This window comes from Pantoea sp. DY-15 (assembly GCF_019795935.1).
GTDB lineage: Bacteria > Pseudomonadota > Gammaproteobacteria > Enterobacterales > Enterobacteriaceae > Pantoea > Pantoea leporis.
Window position 1 is genome coordinate 67,697 of the sequence record NZ_JAIMIF010000007.1, and the last position, 19,472, is coordinate 87,168.

Below are 19,472 nucleotides of genomic sequence, written 5' to 3' on the forward strand. Positions count from 1 at the left end.
ATCAATTCAGAATTAACGGGTGGCTTTTATCTTTACGCCAGTCATCCACAATGATTTTTAGCGCAGCCAGTTTGTAACGAGAAAGATCAATTCTGAGCAGAAAAGCTAAAATGCAAAATGAACAGATCTGGCTGATGCTAGCTATCAAGGGGGACATACCATTGAAGTATACTATTACAGGGATAATAATTAAGTTCAATATCAGCCATACCGCACTATAGCTAACTACTTTACGAATAACAAAACGTAACAGACAGGATTTCTGTCTAACAGGCACCGGCAAAGAAAGATAACTAACACGATAGTGTATTAGCGTACCTGCAATAAGCAAACTCGCAGTACAACTTACCATCAGTGCAAAATAAGCATCATTCTGCCAAATCTCATTTCTTGACATAACATCAGGAAGAATAGTGAACACTTGCACTAAATTAAGCATTATTAAAAGAAATACAGATGGCCAGATAACCAATCGCAACGATGGCACTACGAATTTTTCCGAGCTTAACGTTGAACGGATGAAAATAAGTTCTTCGTCTAAGTCCACTTGCAACATTTTAATCCTCCTTGCTATCACTTTTTATTTTTGACCTTTCACTGACGCCTAACTCGTCCCTTCCAAAAGAATTAACGCTAGCATTAGCCGTATCGTTTGTTGATTTAAACTTCTCATTGGATTTAATATACGCATCACGTTGTAACAAACTATCATGTTTTAGCTTGGAAGAATTAGCCGTGATTTTTTCTTTGATGAGGTCGGTTTTATTATTGCTTGACCTGACACTTTCAACAACTCTATTGATATTATCATCCCGAATATTTTCATTTCTTGATCGGGATTCAATTTCTTCTTGACCGAGCTCGTATAAAGCATCTGTATCATATGGTTTAGAAATCCCAATCATATTTTCACCTAGACTCAACCTCTGCTGTGTAAAATCACCTTCTACCCTTGCTCGCAGCTTCTCTTCCATAAATTGATTTGCTAGTTCTTCTCTTTCTCGACGATTTGAACCGTTTTGTGTATTTGTCAAAATACGCTCAGCATCATTTGGTCGCTGGCGTTCGACGTAATCAACAAACTCTTGGGAGTAATTACTTTGTGTATTGGCACTTAAAATCTCTGAAGCAGAGGCCATCTCGCTATATTCATGGCTACGACCTCGACTGGAGGTGTACTGCTGATACTGGCTATCCGCCTTACTGAGAGTAGCCCCTATCTGTTCAAGCTCAGAGTTAGCAGTGTTCTCGGAGAAGTTACCGCTGTGACTGGTACGGTATGCCTGTATTTGATCCATACCCTGTTTAAAGTCCATCGCATCCTGACTATTATGATCTGCAGTGTGGTCACGGTTTGACGCCATTCCATTACTTGTCGTATCACTAGCGCCATTGTCTGCTGTTCTATCAAGTCGGAGATGCACGTCCCCTTTGGCACTAGCTCCCGTTAAAAGCTGCCCTGCTTTCCCCAATACAGATTTGGAGCTATCCATCCCAATCGACATACCTGCACCGATAACTCCACGAATATTGGAACCCTTACTGTGCAATTCACCCCAAGCCTGCGACTCACTGATATTGTTGCGCTGCGCATAGCTTTTCGACGCCGAGAGCATCTGGTTGATTGCCTGGCTTTCTGAAGTCGTTTGCGAGTCATCAGCAGTGGATGACATGGTCGCGCTATTACCGTGCTGCTGAGAGTATTGTCTTGCCAGGTTATAGCCGCTGTTTACGCTCTGGTTGTACCCCTGTAAGGCATTTTCAGCCTGAACATCACTTTCGCGCGCGAGGCGCTGTGCGGCACTGCTGGCGGTTTTGCTGAAGTTGATATCTGTTGCCAGCTTGGACATGGCCGGCGCTGTGTTATAGACCGTGTTGCCGTCGCCGGTTATGGTTTTGGTCGCCCCACTACCGACCTGCGTGATCATCTGGCCCGAAGCAAAACTGCTATTGGTGTCCCACTTATGCCCCTGAACATTATCAGTCTGCATATTGTTAAATGCCCAGGTTCCATCCACCGCCTGCGAAGAGGACTGTGCAGAAGCGCTCTGTAGTGCTGAGCCTAAATAACTTCCCGCTTGAGACATCACTTTATGCAATCCAATGACAATGCCGGCAGCTAAAAAGGGAATGGATAATGCCAGCCACCCTGCGGTGGTACCGATATCCGAATACTGCTGCTGAACCAGAGATAGATTAGAGAGTGTGACAGGCAGATTGCTGGTTTGAGCTTGCAGATAATGATTCATCGCATCGTTGAGGATGGCGAATAACAGTGGCCAGCTCTGCAGATAGGCGATGGTGTAAACATACCCTTTCAGCACTTCGAGCGTCAGGGCACTGATTGTTGCCATCGCAATGACAATAGGAAACAAGCCAATCAGTACACCCGTTAACACCGTTTGCATGATGGGCAGCGTTTTCGTAGCAATATCTGCCGAGGTTGCCTGGCTCATACGTAGTTTTGCATAGGATGTTTCAGCAGACAGATTAACTAAACTCGCGGTGTCGCCGCTGCGTGAAGCAAAGCTGGGGATCCCCTTGCGCAATGCATTAAGCGTGACGTTCTTCTTCATGATGTCACTGGCACTTTGCCCTGCAGCATAGAAGTAGCCGTAACTATTGCCTAACAGCTCGCCAAATAGTGGTGCGGCATCCGCGCGGTGACCAAAAATCTGCCTGACATAATAGGCATACGTTATCCCACCCGGATTTGTATCAGTGGTGATCACTCGGTGAAGTTGTGCTGCTGCCCATTGGCAGGTCCGAAAGTCTCCTTGCTCATCATAAATACCTCGAAGGGGGCTGGGGGAGGAGAATATGAGCGCGTAGGGATCCGAGGCATTCATCAGCTCATGAAGCGTATATTTTTGATTGAGCAGGATGTCACCCACTACACAATTCTGCACATAATCGGAGAACATGCCGGTGATCTGTGGATTAGTAGAAAGGAAGTCGGTGCTTCGTCCCATAAGATGGGCTCCGAACAGCATGCCGGTCTTGCCATATGCCATTGCATCCGGCTGATGAAAGATGGCTTCATAGCCTACTACCAGCGCATGCCCAACTGAGGTAATCAGACTAAAAGGCATGGCGATGCCAACCGGTACGTTATCCACTTGGTAGACAACTGTTGGTTGTGACAAATCGATTATCTGTACGGGCCGTTTTACGCTGACAAGAATGCTGGTAATCAGTACCAGGGCACCAGCCCACTTCACAAACGTCAGCAGATCTTTGCCTCGCACGTACGTCATCGCTGCAACCATCACAGACATCGTAGCGGCCATTTTTAGAATAGATGCCCAATCTTCGGTCTGGAAGAAAGCCGCGACAGCATTCAGGGAACCCCGGAACCAACTGCCACCGGTGACGGTATAGATCGTATCCATACTCACCCCTTAAACCGGTAGTTGTCTTGGTAACGTGTCAGCAGATTGCTGGATACCTGTTGACGCATATAGCTCATCTGCCGATCAACCACCTGCAGCGCATCCTGTTGTATCTGCACCTGAGCCTGCATGATGGAAATATTCTGGCTAGCTGTATTTAGACTCTCCTGGAGGACTTCCATTGCAGGCTGAGGGTAATTGCTGCTCGCCAGCATCACCCGCGCCTGCTGAATCATCTCCTGCATGTACTGCATCAGAATGTCGTAGCTGATGTAGTCAGCTAACTGAATCAACAACGTGGTCGCCACCCCCAGGGACTGAGGATCAACCATGTATTTCAATACCGGTACTTTGGTTGCGGCAATAAAGCCTTTTTCTGCTTCGCTTAAGGGTGCGTCAGAAACCGCTTTGCTCTGGATGCTGGTCAGAAGCTTTCGTACCTGACCGTTAAGCGAATTGATTTCGCTGATGCTGACTTCTGCCAATACCGGTTTAAGGCATGCGTCGTTACTATCACAGTGGTAAATGCGTGCACGGCCACCGTTCATCATGGCGCGCAGAATATCCTGATTAGTCGTAAGTGGGGTCAGCGGCTGGATGTTGCCTTCTTGGTTAAAGATCAGCGTACCGGTCAAACTCATGGCGAATTCTTTCAGCTCACGGTTACCGTCAAACAACCGGTTCTTGCTCAGTGAAAGCCAGATCAAGTTCTTGTTTTTGAGCACCTGATCCTGCCACTTTTCGCCCGCGCGATCGGTAACGCTACCTAACTGACCGCCGACCGTACACCCCTGGCGGGATGCTGCCCAGTCAGCAAACATATTGCTTTCCCCGGCGATATCCTGACACACCTTCTGCTGTGACACTTGGGTACGTGGCCACAGTCCCCCCACAATGCCCTGAGCTGCCTGGCATGAAGACATATTGGCGCTATTGATATCTGAGGCCATCTTCTGGAGAAAGTCTTTCGCCTGCTTCAGCTCTGGGACCGTGGTCTGTAATGCCAGGTCGAAGAAATAACCTGCAGCATTACCCATTATCTGTTTAACGTAGCGCTGAAAATTTTCGCCATTAATGAATGAGAACGAGCCGAGGTAGGCATCAATCCCCCCGCAGCCCGCATTTATGTCAGGTAATGCCAGCGAAACCAGCTGGATCTGCCTGACCGAGCTGCGCATATACAACGATCCCCCACTGGCATAGCCCGCAGCCTGACCTTGCCACACATGAGGTGTAGTGGTGTTGCTCGCAAATCCCAACTTATTGAAGAAGTCGTTCATGTCGTTGTTCAGATCTGCGTACGCCAACGAAGAAAGCTGGCACATCAGCAATAAAAATGATGCTCCAACATGTGGTCTTCGGATATTCATCAGCGTAAACCTCCCTTGACCGCCACCTGAAGTACATCATCCAAGCGACTTAAAAAGCTCGATTGGTTGCCCTGCAGCAAGGGGAATGTGGTCAACGTGTTGACGTTAACCAGAAAGGTCGTGGGCGTTGCGATAGGTATAGATTGACCAAAAAAGCGCGCTAAAACTTCTGGCGTTGGGGTTAGGGGATACGGGAAGGTATGATCACCCTTACCATCCAGTGAGTATGAGAGAAGACTAATACCAATTCTGTTTGCCATCTCCTGAATCATTGGATCATATTGATGGCAGAAACTGCAGGTTGAGCTTAGAAAAACGACCACCTTCCAGTTATAAAGATTGATACGAGTTCCGTTACTCAACGTTAGCCAGCGGATGTGCGATGGTAACTGAAGCATGTGTATGTGCGTAGCTGCTTTATGAGCTTCCAGATCAGCGATATCCTGCCAAGTTGTTGCATGACAAATCACAGGTAACATCCAGTACAACGCCACTGCTTTTGCTGAAACATGCCTTTCCATCGTCATGCCATCCTTCCTTAGAAATTGGGTTTAAAGTCCGTTGCTACATAAAGAAATCGCTTTGCCAAATCGTCCTGTGAAATAAATCCATAGGCCAGCGGCCGAACATCGCTTGCTTTAGGATCCACCAGGATTAGCGCAGGAAAGAAAGAGACACCCAGACGCTCTGCCTGCCCCCGGTCGAGGCGCGTTTGCGGGAGTAAGTCGCTCACCCTGCCGTCTACTGATATGGGGATAAATGAAATGGCGTGAGCACGGGTGAACTCTTTGACGACACCCACAAGCTGAGCATCAACGGCTTCGTTACCGCGGTAGAACATGAGCACGCCGTAGCGTCTGGCGATCTCTCTAATGCCTTCAGCTTGTTGTTTCAGGTCGGCCGCCTGCTGTAACCTGGCTGTACCGTTGTAATGACTGTGCTTGAGGTTGTAATCGAGTTCGGGGTAAACCAGCATGCTTTGCTGAGCGACCATACTGAACTGACTGGCCTGAGTGGTCCAAAAATCCTGTAGACGTTTGAAGTGCGCGAAATGCTCGACCGTTGGCTCCATGATCGCCGTCGATAGCGCCTCTTTTGTCTGCTGCTGAAGCAATTCCATACGTTGTGAGGGCGATAATGGAGGCTGAGATGTTATGGCCGGCTCAGGTTCATCTTCAGCTAGTTGCAGTTCGTTGTACCAGTGCCATCCTTCAGATTCGGTGGGGTCAAATATAGGGCTCGCCATAGCAGGTAGCGGCATAACCAGTGCGATTAGTAGGGAGACTCTGTTCATCGACGAGCCTCGCTTAACCGACGCTGAATTTCTTCCCGGGCCTTCTCAATCAATTGATTGTCAGCGGGTATGTCACTACCCGAATCCAGATCCTGATAAAAGTTTTTGAAGTCCAGCGCATCAAACTTTATGCGCTGTAATTCATCTACGGTTATGCCGCGGCAATCGGGGTTCTTAGCACCGCCAAAACCAATGCCCAGCTGCCAATGTCTTCCCTGCTGCTGAATAATTTGCGCTAGTTTGGAATCGAACTGGCAGAAGCCTCGTTTTTTCTGCAGGCAAACGCCAAGCACTCTTTTGTCGCAGTACTCACCTACCTCTACAGTGAGTTTACGTTCGCGCGCCTGCCCTAGCGCCTTTTCAGCAGAACTGCAATGGGCCAGACCGGCATCACTCCCCCAACCGCTGCTCTTACAGCAGTCATTGAAACCGGCTGTCGCTTTACGACAGGACTGCTTCTGGCCGGAGAAAGCCTTAACATCGAGACTATTAAGCTCAGCCACATCTTCGCCAGCTGCAGCTACTGCGGCCAGTTGGGAAAGTGCCTTTTGAAAACTGTCGCTGTTACCTGCTTCGGTTTGTGCGCATGAACCGTCGCTACAGAAAAACTGCCCACCACATATCATGCCTTCTGAACTGATAATGGTTTCACAGGAGTAGATAACGTTTTCGTGCAGGCAAAGCCCTTCATCAAAGAATGAGCAAGTTTTTGTGGCAAGGGTACAGGCCGGATTATCAGAAAAAGATCCACAGCTCCCTTCACTGGCATTTTGAGTACGATAGGTGTTGGTGTACTGCCAGCAATCGCTAAAAATGTGGTATACCACCCCATCCAAAACCACATCACGATAGCCGCCAGCTTCTGAGCAAATACTACCCACTAGCCTGGTACCATGCTCCTGAGATAGTGCGCAAGGCTCACTCCAGTTGATCACCGGCTTACGAATAGTGCGCACCATATCCACAGCTACGGTAAAGCGGGCAATGATCCGTCCGTTGGCAATATGGCTTATCAAGCCTTCTCTACCCTGATTATGATGGCCATCAGTGTTGTACCTAACGAGAAGTGAGATCACCTGCCCTGCGTTAAGGTTTTGTACTGGAGTAATAAGTGCACCGGAGTAATTGACCTTGGTGCGAACGGTCTGCCCGAACACGTTGAGTGAATAATCTAATCGGTCGCCATGATATTTTGGGTCAGCAGGGAACAGAAACTCCCACTTGCCGACAGCCACACCGATCGTCCCGTTATTGGGCACGTGAAAATCATATTGTATCCAATAGTTATCGATGCGTTTCGCACTTACAGCTCGAGGATCAAGCTGCCACTCCGTTCGATAGTTTTCACTGGCCTCTTCAGTGGTTACATAAGCCGATCGCGTGCACGTACGCATCACGTTTACATCGCGATCGCACGTGTGACGACTAATGATGGTTCTGCGCATTTGCGAAGGCGTACACCCATCGAAGTCGCCGCCGGTGATGCCTTCAGCATCTCGCTGTTGATCAAAACCAGCAGAGATAAAGGGGGCTCCTACTGAGATGGGCTCTTTGGGGTTATTCAGAATAGAGGCGGTTATGGCTTGCCCTACCTCACTTTCCTGCAGCGCTCTATTGCCGGCATCATCCATATTATTGCCTGGCGCCGTAATTCCGCCGTAAAGCTGTCTCTCGGGTGGGTTGGGGGTGTAACCAGGTAAGATGGCGCCAGGTTGCATTCCTGAAATTGCTGTTGTTCCCTGCGCTTTTATATCGGAGGCAAAACGGCTACCGCTGTCGTAGTTGTCGTTAGCACAAAGCCCCAAGGGTAAAAAACTCAATAGCATCAAGAATCGCTGACTATGCATCATTGCGCCTCTCCTGCTTCACTCAGGATGGCTGAAGCAATCTCAGCGCAATCACCTTCTTCGGCAACTTTACGCAGCATCTGCTCAAGGCTGAAGTTGCCAGCAATGTGGTCATTATGTTCGCCACAGGTAACCACCAAGGCAGGTACCGCAGTGATTCCATACTGTCTGAACGCGGTCGGGTCGATCTGCACACCGCCGCGTTTGTCGTCTTTCACCAGGTCATACATGGCACTCGCCGTTTCTTTCAGCGAATTATTCACTAACCCGCGTACCGTTGCCGGCACTTGAAATCGCGACGAGTCCATGAGCAATGTTTTCAAGCCGGCAGCGGGAATAGAAAATGAGATGAAATAACGTGCCCTAGGCTTCGGCTTTGGTTCATCCAACGTCAGTCCCAAGCGCTGCGCCTGCATCTGAGCTATAAATCCCCGTTCACTCTGCCCCAGCCTATCCATGTACTCTGGTCCCACCATGAGTGAAGGAGACTGACTGAGAGCCTGATTACGTTGCTCAGTAAGCTGACCAATAAATGGCTGAAGACCAGCTTCAGCACCCGGCTCAGTTCCGCTTAGCATCACACCCATTACGACAGTGAAGATCCTTTTCATTTCGTGCTCCTTAGAAAACGCAGTTCCGTTTGCGCCACAGCAGATAACCAAAGTTCTTACGGCTATTAGGTGCATTGTGTCCCACCTCCCAGCGCATAACGGTGCGTCCAAAGGGATGGCATGCCGCTACGTCAGGAAACATGTTCACCATTTGATAGCGCCAGCGCTCTTTGGGAAGGATCGGAGATGGATACTCAAAACACACTGCGGTATCAACGCCGATGGTGTTCATCACCATCCCTTGCCGATGCAGCTTGTAGGCCATGCGCTCAGAGAGCAAAACGGATGACTGGAGTGGGCTGAACTCGTTCGATGTCCAGCCGGTAAATGGGTACATCGAACCCTGAGATCCGGCACACCAGAACAAAGCGTCAATGGGTTTGTGAAAGGCGCTGGCTATTGCATCTGCAGCGCAAGCACCTTGAGCGAGGACGTTGTTAAACAACATCGCTTCAGGCGTGAGGATCAGTGCCAGCGAGCTATCATTCCACATGGGATCAAGTTCAGAGAGATAGCCAATGTCCATATCACCTCCGCCCTGCTTACAGCTGGCCGATGTGAGAATGTTGATCCAATACATCAGCGGATATTTGTACCAGTGCACATGGTAGAAAGCGCCGGCGGCTGTTTTGTCGCTTTGCCCCGCAGTGCCGGTCCCAATGCGATTCCCTGCATCAATAGTGAACCCGCCGAGGTTTACCATGCAGTATGGCGAACGGGTAACGTCCGTCATCGCCACAGGCTCCCAGTAGCCAATCGCCATTCCTATACGGTAGAAAATCCCCATCGGGCATATCTGGATTGGGCTGGCAGGGTTGCTGGTATCGGGCGCTGAACCGGCAGAAACAGCAACGCTTCCGATCGAAATTGGGAAAATGCACTCCCAACAAACATCAGTGACAGGATTAACAAAACGCCCCTGACACTCAACATGTGCTCCACTCTCTGCAGCGCTGACGCTTCCGGCCGGGATGAACAGCAGCCCAATAAGCAAAAACATCTTCATTCACGCTGCTCCATGGCAAACTCATCGACCTTGAGGCGAAGTCCATCACTATCTGCAACCACCCGTGCAGGTACCGCTCTCAAACCAAATCGTTTACTCATAACCCCTTGCTGATCAAAATAAACACGCATGCTGAGCACTTTGCTGGCTTCGCGGGTATTACCTTTTACCAGGATAACTTTCGGCAAGGTTGTCGTTGGCGATTGGGCTTTTATCCAAAGTAGCTGTCGCGGATCATCAGCATTAATAAAGTACAGCGTTTGATTAAACGGTACGCTCGAGAGTGGATTAATTCGCTGCCCGGCGTGCGCGAAAATGCGACCACGGTGATCAGCGATATCACCTGAGACGGTGAATGTGGGATCAACGAACCAGGTGCGATCTTGTTCAGCCGTCACTAATTCATTGACTGGTGTGGGGCGCAGGCTGTTTGCAAGCATCTTCTGTTTAAACTCTTCCTGATGCCTGGCCAGTTCACCGTTCTCTTCCATCGCACGCAGTCGTGACTGGAATGTCTGCAATAAGTCGGGTTCATGAATAGGGTAAACATCTCCCCAAGTACCCAATTCCTTTGCATTGATTCCAGAACAAACCAGCACACTGGTCAGCAATAGGTTTCGTCTATTCATTGCTACTATCCCGCATGCGAGCCGCAATTGACTGCTGAATGGCTGGCGTAATGTCATCCGCGCCAGATATCACCGCCGGCTTTACCAGCACCAACGCATGATGGTTAAACTGATACTCACGCAGACTGTCTTCCAAAGCGCGATTGAAGCGTTTAGATACGTTCTCTTTCTGCTCTGAGCTCAGGGGGCGTTGTACGCTTTGATCGATAAAGGCATCCACCGTTCCTTTCATATCAAACACCACAAAATGAGGTTGGTTGAGCTGGATTAACAGCAAGGCGACCGCCGCATTCAATGTGATTAAAAATGTGCAGACCACTGCGACCGGTACGATACAACGGGCACGGCGTTTACTTCGTGCATGTGAAGGCTTTGCTTTAAAGCAATCATCGGCCAAGCCTGCAGGCAGGTTGGTGGCTACGCGCTCATATGCCATGATTGCAACTCCTCCATTTCATCAGGGAAGTTGCGACAGGCCAGCTCCCAAACCGCGTCATGAATATCTGCACCTTGCTCACGCCTTGCCTGGATATACTCATAATCCACGCCTTTTGAACTGAACATCGCGCGACTCAGCGGATCGACAAAAAGTCGATGATAGGAACAGGTGTCGTTAATGCGCAGCATGAAGGAGCTGAACCATTGGTCTTTGGCATCGCCAAAACGTGATATGACCTCACGCTGCATCTCTGTGAACTGATCGGGGCGATTTTGGTTGTACTGTTTGAATTCAGAGGTGTCCTGCTTCAGGACTACCTTGAAGGCAGAGTTCCCCCAAGCAGCTCGAGCGGCGGGACTTGCGTCATCCGCATCAAAGTCCTTAATGTTCTGACTGATGGTGATAAAAGATCCAAGATGACGACGCACAGTGCGATATCCAGTTTCAATGAAACCACCGACTTTGGCATTCTTGAAGTTGAGTAATTTCCAGCCTTCATCTATCGCGCAGCACTTTTTCTGACTGCGTGGACTGCGATACATCTTGTCTTCGATGTAGATAATTAGAGAAAACATCACTGCTGCAAGGAGCGCGGGCTTATCCTGTAACCCTCCCAGTTCCAGTACCACCAGCCTTGCATCTTCTTTTAGTGAGGGATCATCGCTATTGAAGTAATCGCCATAGATCCCCCACGTACAATATTTGCCGAGCAATTTAACGATCTCATCCATCCGGCCATAAATGCGTTCCGATCCTGAAGTTCGTGTAGCCTGACTGGCAGACTGAAGGTACTCAACTACATCATCAATTCGGGCACGGTTGCGCTTACTTTGCCAGGCAGCCAGCACCGCCTCGAGCAAAAGGTCCTCATGCACTTCATCAAGGCTTCCATTAGGGCTGGCGAGCACCGCCAGCTGGTCACGGATCCTTTCGCCGGATTCACTGATATCGCTGATGTTGGCAAAAGGGTTGAACTTCAGCGTACGGCCATCAAGATAAGTGCCGCCCATATTCTCGCAGAACGACTTATATCCATCGCCCATATCAAATACCCAAACGATCCCCTTGGCATCCAGCACACTTCGCAGAATCGGCTGCACGAGACCAGTCTTACCCGCACCTGACGTTCCGGTAACCGCCATGTTGTAATTGGTGTTCCCCATGCCGGTGCCATAGATATCGATGAATGCGAGCTGATTGCGATAAGAAGGCGCCAACAGACCGCCGCTGCATAAGCGATTGTCAGCAATGATCGGTGTCAGGTTAACGACTTGAGTGCTCTCTGCTCTGCAGGTCGCGCCTGTCATACGCAGGTCTTCCCATAAACCTTCAGCAGCCATGAAGGGAAACATCGCCAACCAATTGCGCATCTGCATATATTTTGAGGCAAACAGTGTCAGACCATTTTTCTTAAATGTGTTCACCACCTGTTGCTCGCAGACAAGGGCGGCTTCATCGTTATCATCACAAAACGTAGTAATGTTGAAGTAGAAGCGCACCAGACAGGTTTCATTGCTATTGAGCCGCTCGCGCACCTCTTTCCACTCTGCCGCGGTTCGTACTACGCCAGGGAAAAGCTTGGCGTAGGGGGAATTTGCCTTTTTGTCCGCATCCATATATTTCGCCGTCGCTTCACGCTGCGAGCTAACCTGCGCTTCAGCCATCATGGTGAAGGTGATAATAAAGGGCTGAGAAATGGTGAGGTCGGGATTCAGAAGATTGCTGATGTTGTCTCCGCCCTGCCAAAGCATGAACAGATCCGGTTCGTTTTCCATCATAAAACTCATTACGCGCGCTTTCGTTGGCGCCTGTCCTGGCGGGTTAAGGCCAACAAATATGCCATCAGGTGAAATGCGGAAATCGATCGTGCGGTCAACACACTGAGTATTAAGTTGTCCCCACCTATCAACATTCACATTCTCCCGATACAGCTGGCCTGTTTGAGGATTCACCAGTTCATTGATGAGCGTAATGAACGCATCTTGCTCCACCAAACGCGTAACGATTTTTGCTGAATCAAGCGTGGCGCGGATCACTTTGAGCAAATGGGACATCTCAGTAAGATGCGTCTGCCGATTACGCTTAGCCTTTTCACCAAAGGAGATAAAAAGCCGGTAATTACGAAGCGTCATCGGTAGGTTAGTAGGGCTATCGAATTGCGTCTGTGCTGCTCGCAGGTAATAAGCACGCGTTATGCGGTTAAAATTATCGGCCTCTTTGCCCTGCCAACGGAAATCGCGAATGCCCGCCTCAACCATGTCACCGACTGTCTGGCTGGACATCAGATGAAAGGTGATTGGCACATTTCGCGGTACTTTACTTTTAATAAGGTCTTCAAGAACTTGCACAATATGCTCATTGGCACCAATAAGCGGTTGCGCCTCCAGCATAAAACCGATCGTGTTTTGATTAATGAACATACCGGTATCCCGATCGTAATGACGGTACGGCAACAGACTACTGAGTTGAGGGAATTGCATCTCTCCCAGCACTTTGTTCGCTGCAGCAGCACCGTCAGGCATCGTAATGCCTGCAATCAAACGATTAATGGTATCGGTGATATTCATGGTCACCTCAATTAATCACTGCCGACAATTGCCAGCGAGGGTGAGAGGCAACTAAAGAGATGCGGCCTGGTTGATGCAATGCGTCATCGACATCGACATAGGGTGCAATCCACACATTGATGACTGAGGCAGGTGTCCTAATCGGAAGGACTTCACTTGCTGCCTCACACAACAATAGCCGGCAACGTTGATGTCGTGGCGATACTGTATCCAGCTTGCTCTGTGTGAGAGACACCCCTGCATTTGGTATAGCGGTGATCGGGGACAAAAATGATTTCCACTCACGTTTCTCATTATTGGATACTGCTGTCTTCACTTCCGCTCGCTTTGCAGGATCAACCAGGAGTGGCAATGCGGTTACAGCCGGCTTTACTGATGGACTCTCCGTTTCAGCACGAGCACGCTCGTTGGCCTGCTCCATCGTCATGCATGAATCGCTGGTTGAAGCATCACATTCGAATTCACTGTGCGTGCCCGCGCAGCCCGCAAGAAACATTACTGATGCACAGAGTGCCGATATGGCCAGCGCTCTCTTCGCATTCTCGATATTTTTTATGCCAATGACGTTGTCCCTTCTTCCCATTATTCATTCCCTCGACTTCTGTTTTGATGACGTTTTTATGGATTAACCAGCTCGCCTAACTTCATATTTCTGACGTCCTGCAGCGCCTTACGGCCGCTATCAGATAGAGTTTGTGAGATATCCGCTCGGGTGGTATTTCCGGCAACTTTAGCGGCTTGAATTTCCGCCAACGTCTGCAACTGGAATCCATCCTGAAATACCACTGTGACCTTATTTCCTGCACCGATGGGGATGACTTCGTGATACTGCTCGGCGCGTTTGATGTAATAGTCACTTAATGTTTGAGCAGCTTTACTTGCGCCGCCGCCCAAGCCTCCGCTCAAAACATCTGATGCACTCGTACTTGCCGTAGCGCCAAGCCCAACAGTCGGTGTTGAAACTTTTTCAATGCCAGTGCCAATACCATCCAGAAAACCCGCGGCGCCGGCCAGACCAAGAATTTTTCCGTTACGCATCACCACACGCCCTTTAATGCCGTTCTTACCCATAAAACTGACATGTCCTTTCACCGCCATATCGATATCGCCGCCCGGCAAGCTACAACTAAGACGGCGTGTGCGTACCTCTGCGCGCTCGCTGGAAACATCGCCATAACCTTCAGCGGTGACAAAGCAGCTACGAAGATCAGCAGTTTTATCGTTTGGCATGTGTACCAAGCCTGTTAAGCGAAATTGCATCGGTGCTGTATCCTGCTTCCCTGTCACTGCGGCGTTGGCATCAGCACCTTCAATAACCAGTGCATTGGCAAAGCTGCCGGAAAGGATGTATGGCAATGAGGGTGTAGATCTGGCCTGATAAACGAATGGAGTCGAGTCCATGCCTACGGTAGGGGCTGTTGGCACATATTGAGTTTGAATTGCATCCGGATCACTGAGCCCGGCGTAAGGATTAGCGGAATAAACACCCGATGTATTGAGGTTTTGCATTCCCGGCCTGGGTTCTCCTTCAGGTACACCCACGGGACCACTGAGCAATGTGTCCAATTGATTTTGAAGAAGTGCTTTTTCATCCTCGAGCGCTTTTATGCGTTCAAGATCTTCCCTACGCCCTTTGCTCAGCTGAAGAAGTTCCCGGCGAATACCATCAATCTCTTTGCTCATAGCAGCATTGTTAAGCTGATTTTGCATTACTGCACTGCGCTGTAATTTGTCACTAAAATCAGCGTCAACCACACCCGTGAGATCAGGAATGGGTTCTTTAGGTTCCGGCTTACGAGCGGGCTCCTTTTTGAAAGAGTAATTTGAAACCCACAACCCCGCGCTAACGAGCCCCACCGTACCTAAGCAGATAGCGACAGCCAGTGCGATTTGCCTCCTCTTGGCTACTGTGTTCACGTTAGCCATTGTTATCGCTCATGGATGTGACGACGATTAAGGTGACAGTACCGCCACCGATGAGTTCTTTACCTGCGGAGGTGAACATCACTGAGCGAACACCGCGTTCCCAATAATCTTGCTCTTGAAGTTGAACAGGGAACGACGTGGGATTATTAAGCTTCCAGTGAGTTACTTTGAGGTATGTACCCTGCCAAACTGCCGATGGCGTTGCTTGTAAATCTGCGGGTGTTTTGAGGAAAGCATCATGTGTGGTCACATTGGCATAACCTGGCGGTAATTTACCAACAAAGGCAGCTTGATTGAGGGCTATCAGCAGCTTTTCATAAGGCTGTGAAGTTTCCCATTCAGGTAATTGTGACTGTGATTTTCGCGCGGCACCAGCAAGTAGATAAGTTTGCCCCGCTAGCGCAGCAGGTGCGACCTGAAGTGAATACGTTTGACCTGATTCTGTCTCAAGAAATATGGTGAAGGGCTCGGTCTGAACCGTCGATATGAACGCCCCACCTGCATCACTGTTCCGCTTATCCATAAGCATTCCTTTGGTTGTCGTTACGCGGGTTATGCGGTCACCCGATATTTCAAAATAATTGGGGTTGGAGTTGCTGATCCGGACACTCATCTGCTTGCCAGGAGCAATAGCGATTTCAACCGGTTTTGCTGAAGAGGCATCGGCTGTGAACGCTAAGACATACAGCGAATACAGAAGGCTATTTTTCATTTTCGACCTCAGTAAAACTGGTGAGCCATGTATGGCCATCAACATGTTCATACCTGAGGGCAAAACGCTTAGGCTCGATGGAATTTTTACGGCTGCCTATCCACGTTGTGAGATCCCCACGGATATCTATCAGTCCCGCGTTGGGATACACACGAATAGATGTCGCTGAAAAGAGGGTATCAACATCGGTTTTAACGATGACTTCCGCCTCTCGAGCAAGCTTCAGTTTCATATCTGGTTGTGCGCCCGGCCGGACAAAAGAGAGCAGAAGTTGGTGCTGCATCTCAATAGTGCCCGGTGACACATTTAACCTAAGCGCAATAAGCGCTATGGCATACATTTCCAAATAACTCACGGATGCAAAATTATCCGCAATTGCAAACGGTGCTTTAAAGCCCATGGGAATAACTAGGGTCTTTTGTTCATGTCGTAAAGTGCGGTTGTCATAGATCAGCATCATAATTGCAGCCATCATCAGAACAAGAAACACCAACAAAATTAAATATCCGACGGCAATGATCTTGGTGGAAGAGTATTTAGCGGTATAACGCATCGGTTAATAGACCTCACTTTATCCATTGCCTAAAACTTGAGTCAGGCAAAATTTTGAATACCGTCTTTGAATTTAACCATGGCAAATACCAATACATTAGATTGTAGAGCCACATACTGCCTTTACCTCTTTTGGCAGAACGGATAACAAACCAGACGACAGCCGCCGAGATGATGCCGAAAAGATTTTTTTGCGACATCAGCCCCCATCCCACTAATAAAAGAACAGGAATAGCTTCATCAACGGGCATCCCAAAAAATCGGCTTTGTTCAGATAATGTTTTAGGGAAACGATATCTGTCTAGCTTGTTATCCATTTTTTAACCTATGACACCGAATGCAACATTGAGGTATACGACCAGAATTACAAAACCCAGGAGCATGAGTATGTTTTTAGTTTTCACATAAAGGAACATACCCATAAACACCTCACCGATTAGTATTGAGGTGGAAATAAATGAGCCCTGACCAAAAGTATCATTTACCACTTCCTTGCCGGACTCCAAAAGATCGTCCGCGTCAGACACGCCCATCAAAATTAGTGAGACAACAACTGCTGCAAGTATCACCTCTATACTTTTCGATATTTTGTCTGAATTTGTCTCTACACTCATTACTCTCTTGGAATTGAAACTTATTGCAGGTTGACGCCTAATTGAATCACTCATCACAATTTCCTTATGCGTAGCACGTCCGTTCCAGAATGAACTTTCGGACCAATCAATTGATATGGAGAACGCTAGTTACGAATTGATATAAAATCACCACACTTAACTCATCGTAATTACAGCCTCCTTGATTACAGCTGCATTTCCACATGGAATAGAGCTGGTGCTACGTATTATTCTTTTTCCTATGATGAGTGACAGCACACCTATTGAACAATTTATTTAAAACTTTGTTATAAGCCACAGAGTATTTTATCTTTCCTGGATATAAGAAACGGTGGCTGGTATAAACTTGTGAAGCTTAAGTTGTAAGGTCTTACTTAAAAGGGCATTGAAATCCTCAGCACAAAATTTTTCCATGACCACTGTCAGGACCTTTCCCAGATGTCTTGGCGTCACATTAAGGTTTTTAGCAACCTCCTCCCTTCTGTAACCCATGATGAGTGGCCATATAAGATCCCACTCCCTCAAGGTACAGACATCATAAGGTGACTTAATTTTTAAGTCAGCATCAGTTAATTTGACGGATTCGTATTTCCCTGGATACATGATTACCATCTCATATTCAGCGCAATGCCATAAAACGCCTTCAATTTTACTTGCGCCGTCCTGAAAGTATCTAAGGTTAATTCGACACAGTGACCTTTGTAATGTGGATGGTGATATCACAGGTAGGATAATACTTTCCTCCTGCCTTTTAACCTTTACTTCTGATTCAAGCTTGAAAATTTTTGACTTGTTCTGATTAAATGAAATGTGCAGTTGCTCAAGTTTTGTGCCTGACATAAGAGTACGTCTGCTTACCCCTAACCATTTACTAAACGCTTTATTTGTATATTGAATAGCACCTTGATTATCGCGGAAGCTCCATCCATCCCGGGAATCATCTACGATAAATTTGAAAAAAGCATTTAGATCTGCACTGCAATTATTCTGCAGTTGTAAGTGGGAAGTTTCTCCATGTGCTTTCATTTAATCCTCCTGGATTAATCGTGATTACATTCTTTGATTACATCTTCGCTAAGTAAGAATTATTTTCGACACGGTTATGAAAAATCATTAATTTGTGGATAAATACTATGTATTGATAGGATCTTACATGAAGTTTCTCAATAGCATTCGAGACTATGCTCAAACATTCAGCGATGTCATTTCAATCTTCATCATTTTGAAACAGCGCGCTAATTATGTTATTCGCCTCAGCTTCCGCATTTTCTTTGATCTTAGCCAAATCAAAAAGAACGTTATCACTGAGCCCTGGTAATAATTTAAGAGCTGCGAGAGACTTAGCTGAATAAAGTTTTGTTAACACACAGACACTTAGCAGCGTCTTATTGAATTCTGTTTGATCAAATGGCTCGCCATTTTCTTCACGCTGGAGTTGATACACGCGTAATCCAAGACCTGCGAGCATATTTGTGATACTTGATACATTGACTTCGTTTGCAGACGCGCCCTCCTTCTTACGCTGCTCTACTATTTCGAGGATTTTATCAAACAGTTCACTGTTTAAAAAAGTTTGTACTCTAGGCATATTATCCGTCCTTTATTAGTTGTTCTACTAATTTGTAGGACACAACTATTAGCATACTTAATTGCTGCCTACAATATACTCTGCGATAGATTACGTGCTTGTTAACATCATGCTAATTAAAGAAATAGTGCATTTGGAGACGGGGTATACTCTTTTAAGATTCTGTTAACACTCTTATAAGAGTATAAATTCACGCTCCGATTCTATAAAAAACAACTTACTCTTTCCATTGCATTGATTTTACAGGCCATGACTGCAAGATTACATCTTGCGAGGGGTGTGGTGCCCTTTTCACAAAGGGCAGGACATGTCCAATTGAGGTCGGATTAACTCGCGAATAAGAGTCAGCGCATAATTTTAAAAAAATGCACTGACCCAGTAATTAATCGGGCCGCGGCTTAGCCCGATTAACATATTAATTACAAGTATTCATGCTCAGCGAAGGAAACAGCATCATTTCCGGCAACGATTATGTGATCCAGCACCTTAATATCCAGTACTGCAAGCGTGGAAATAATACGTTGCGTCATTGTCATATCAGCGGCGGAGGGTTGTGCATTTCCGCTCGGGTGATTATGACTGATGATCACTGCATCAGCATTCAGCTTAAGGGCTTGCCTGGCGATCTCACGCGGATGAACATTTATCAACGTTAAGGTGCCGAGGAAAAGCTCGCTGTAGGAAATAAATTCCCGGTGCGCGTTGAGGTAAATAACGGAAAACACCTCCCTTTCCTGCGCGGCTAACTTCGTTTTAAGATACTCCTTTGCGATATGTGCAGACTTGAACTCAGTGCCTTTCTGATACTTGAATTCAATCACGCGATTAGCCTCCTGCATAACAGCTTGCATAGAAGCATTTTTGAATTTCCCATCATCGGCGATGGTATACAACTTACTGTAAAATCTTTTACCGCTCATAATGT

General features: G+C 47.7%; 20 protein-coding genes. All 20 read right to left on the reverse strand.

Annotated elements, in window-relative coordinates:
* Position 1 precedes the first annotated feature (1 nt).
* Entirely contained in the window at positions 2-556 is a 555-nt protein-coding gene (locus K5Y32_RS21850) for a hypothetical protein (RefSeq protein ID WP_222185788.1), read from the reverse strand.
* A gap of 1 nt (position 557) precedes the next feature.
* Positions 558-3,392: a conjugal transfer mating-pair stabilization protein TraG gene (traG, locus tag K5Y32_RS21855; RefSeq protein WP_222185789.1), complete on the reverse strand. Its 2,835-nt coding sequence runs from the start codon at positions 3,390-3,392 to the stop codon at positions 558-560.
* A gap of 2 nt (positions 3,393-3,394) precedes the next feature.
* Positions 3,395-4,762 carry a conjugal transfer pilus assembly protein TraH gene (traH, locus tag K5Y32_RS21860; RefSeq protein ID WP_222185790.1) on the reverse strand — a complete coding sequence of 456 codons (1,368 nt, stop codon included), beginning with the start codon at positions 4,760-4,762 and terminating at the stop codon, positions 3,395-3,397.
* The gene (gene traF, locus K5Y32_RS21865) at positions 4,762-5,289 is read right to left on the reverse strand and encodes a conjugal transfer protein TraF (protein ID WP_222185791.1); all 528 of its coding nucleotides are present in this window, start codon (positions 5,287-5,289) and stop codon (positions 4,762-4,764) included. The genes traH and traF (K5Y32_RS21865) overlap by 1 nt, the downstream gene beginning before the upstream one ends.
* 11 nt (positions 5,290-5,300) lie before the next feature.
* Positions 5,301-6,056 (reverse strand): type-F conjugative transfer system pilin assembly protein TraF, encoded by a 756-nt coding sequence (gene traF / locus K5Y32_RS21870; protein ID WP_222185792.1) that lies wholly within the window; start codon positions 6,054-6,056, stop codon positions 5,301-5,303.
* On the reverse strand, positions 6,053-7,906 hold the full coding sequence (gene traN, locus K5Y32_RS21875; protein WP_222185793.1) for a type-F conjugative transfer system mating-pair stabilization protein TraN: 1,854 nt from the start codon (positions 7,904-7,906) through the stop codon (positions 6,053-6,055). Before traN ends, traF (K5Y32_RS21870) begins: the two co-directional genes overlap by 4 nt.
* Positions 7,903-8,514, reverse strand: coding sequence for a type-F conjugative transfer system pilin assembly protein TrbC (gene trbC / locus K5Y32_RS21880; protein WP_222185794.1), 612 nt, complete (start codon positions 8,512-8,514; stop codon positions 7,903-7,905). Before trbC ends, traN begins: the two co-directional genes overlap by 4 nt.
* Before the next feature lie 10 nt (positions 8,515-8,524).
* Positions 8,525-9,520 carry a conjugal transfer pilus assembly protein TraU gene (traU, locus tag K5Y32_RS21885; RefSeq protein WP_222185795.1) on the reverse strand — a complete coding sequence of 332 codons (996 nt, stop codon included), beginning with the start codon at positions 9,518-9,520 and terminating at the stop codon, positions 8,525-8,527.
* Positions 9,517-10,149: a type-F conjugative transfer system protein TraW gene (traW, locus tag K5Y32_RS21890; RefSeq protein ID WP_222185796.1), complete on the reverse strand. Its 633-nt coding sequence runs from the start codon at positions 10,147-10,149 to the stop codon at positions 9,517-9,519. The genes traU and traW overlap by 4 nt, the downstream gene beginning before the upstream one ends.
* A complete protein-coding gene (trbI, locus tag K5Y32_RS21895) occupies positions 10,142-10,585 on the reverse strand; it encodes a type-F conjugative transfer system protein TrbI (RefSeq protein WP_222185797.1) in 444 nt (147 codons plus the stop codon). Before trbI ends, traW begins: the two co-directional genes overlap by 8 nt.
* Positions 10,567-13,155 carry a type IV secretion system protein TraC gene (gene traC, locus K5Y32_RS21900; protein WP_222185798.1) on the reverse strand — a complete coding sequence of 863 codons (2,589 nt, stop codon included), beginning with the start codon at positions 13,153-13,155 and terminating at the stop codon, positions 10,567-10,569. The genes trbI and traC overlap by 19 nt, the downstream gene beginning before the upstream one ends.
* A 7-nt stretch (positions 13,156-13,162) precedes the next feature.
* Positions 13,163-13,738 (reverse strand): type IV conjugative transfer system lipoprotein TraV, encoded by a 576-nt coding sequence (gene traV, locus K5Y32_RS21905; RefSeq protein WP_222185799.1) that lies wholly within the window; start codon positions 13,736-13,738, stop codon positions 13,163-13,165.
* 35 nt (positions 13,739-13,773) lie between these two features.
* On the reverse strand, positions 13,774-15,081 hold the full coding sequence (gene traB, locus K5Y32_RS21910; RefSeq protein ID WP_222185800.1) for an F-type conjugal transfer pilus assembly protein TraB: 1,308 nt from the start codon (positions 15,079-15,081) through the stop codon (positions 13,774-13,776).
* Entirely contained in the window at positions 15,074-15,793 is a 720-nt protein-coding gene (traK, locus tag K5Y32_RS21915) for a type-F conjugative transfer system secretin TraK (protein WP_222185801.1), read from the reverse strand. Before traK ends, traB begins: the two co-directional genes overlap by 8 nt.
* On the reverse strand, positions 15,783-16,346 hold the full coding sequence (traE, locus tag K5Y32_RS21920; protein ID WP_222185802.1) for a type IV conjugative transfer system protein TraE: 564 nt from the start codon (positions 16,344-16,346) through the stop codon (positions 15,783-15,785). The genes traK and traE overlap by 11 nt, the downstream gene beginning before the upstream one ends.
* 13 nt (positions 16,347-16,359) lie before the next feature.
* Entirely contained in the window at positions 16,360-16,662 is a 303-nt protein-coding gene (gene traL / locus K5Y32_RS21925) for a type IV conjugative transfer system protein TraL (protein WP_222185803.1), read from the reverse strand.
* Positions 16,663-16,665: 3 nt separating this feature from the next.
* Positions 16,666-17,013 carry a type IV conjugative transfer system pilin TraA gene (locus K5Y32_RS21930; RefSeq protein ID WP_222185804.1) on the reverse strand — a complete coding sequence of 116 codons (348 nt, stop codon included), beginning with the start codon at positions 17,011-17,013 and terminating at the stop codon, positions 16,666-16,668.
* Between the two features lie 252 nt (positions 17,014-17,265).
* Positions 17,266-17,985, reverse strand: a complete 720-nt coding sequence (locus tag K5Y32_RS21935; protein ID WP_222185805.1) for a PAS domain-containing protein — start codon at positions 17,983-17,985, stop codon at positions 17,266-17,268.
* Positions 17,986-18,166: 181 nt separating this feature from the next.
* Positions 18,167-18,547 (reverse strand): conjugal transfer relaxosome DNA-binding protein TraM, encoded by a 381-nt coding sequence (traM, locus tag K5Y32_RS21940; RefSeq protein ID WP_222185806.1) that lies wholly within the window; start codon positions 18,545-18,547, stop codon positions 18,167-18,169.
* Positions 18,548-18,966: 419 nt separating this feature from the next.
* Positions 18,967-19,467: a RadC family protein gene (locus K5Y32_RS21945; RefSeq protein ID WP_222185807.1), complete on the reverse strand. Its 501-nt coding sequence runs from the start codon at positions 19,465-19,467 to the stop codon at positions 18,967-18,969.
* Positions 19,468-19,472: the final 5 nt, after the last annotated feature.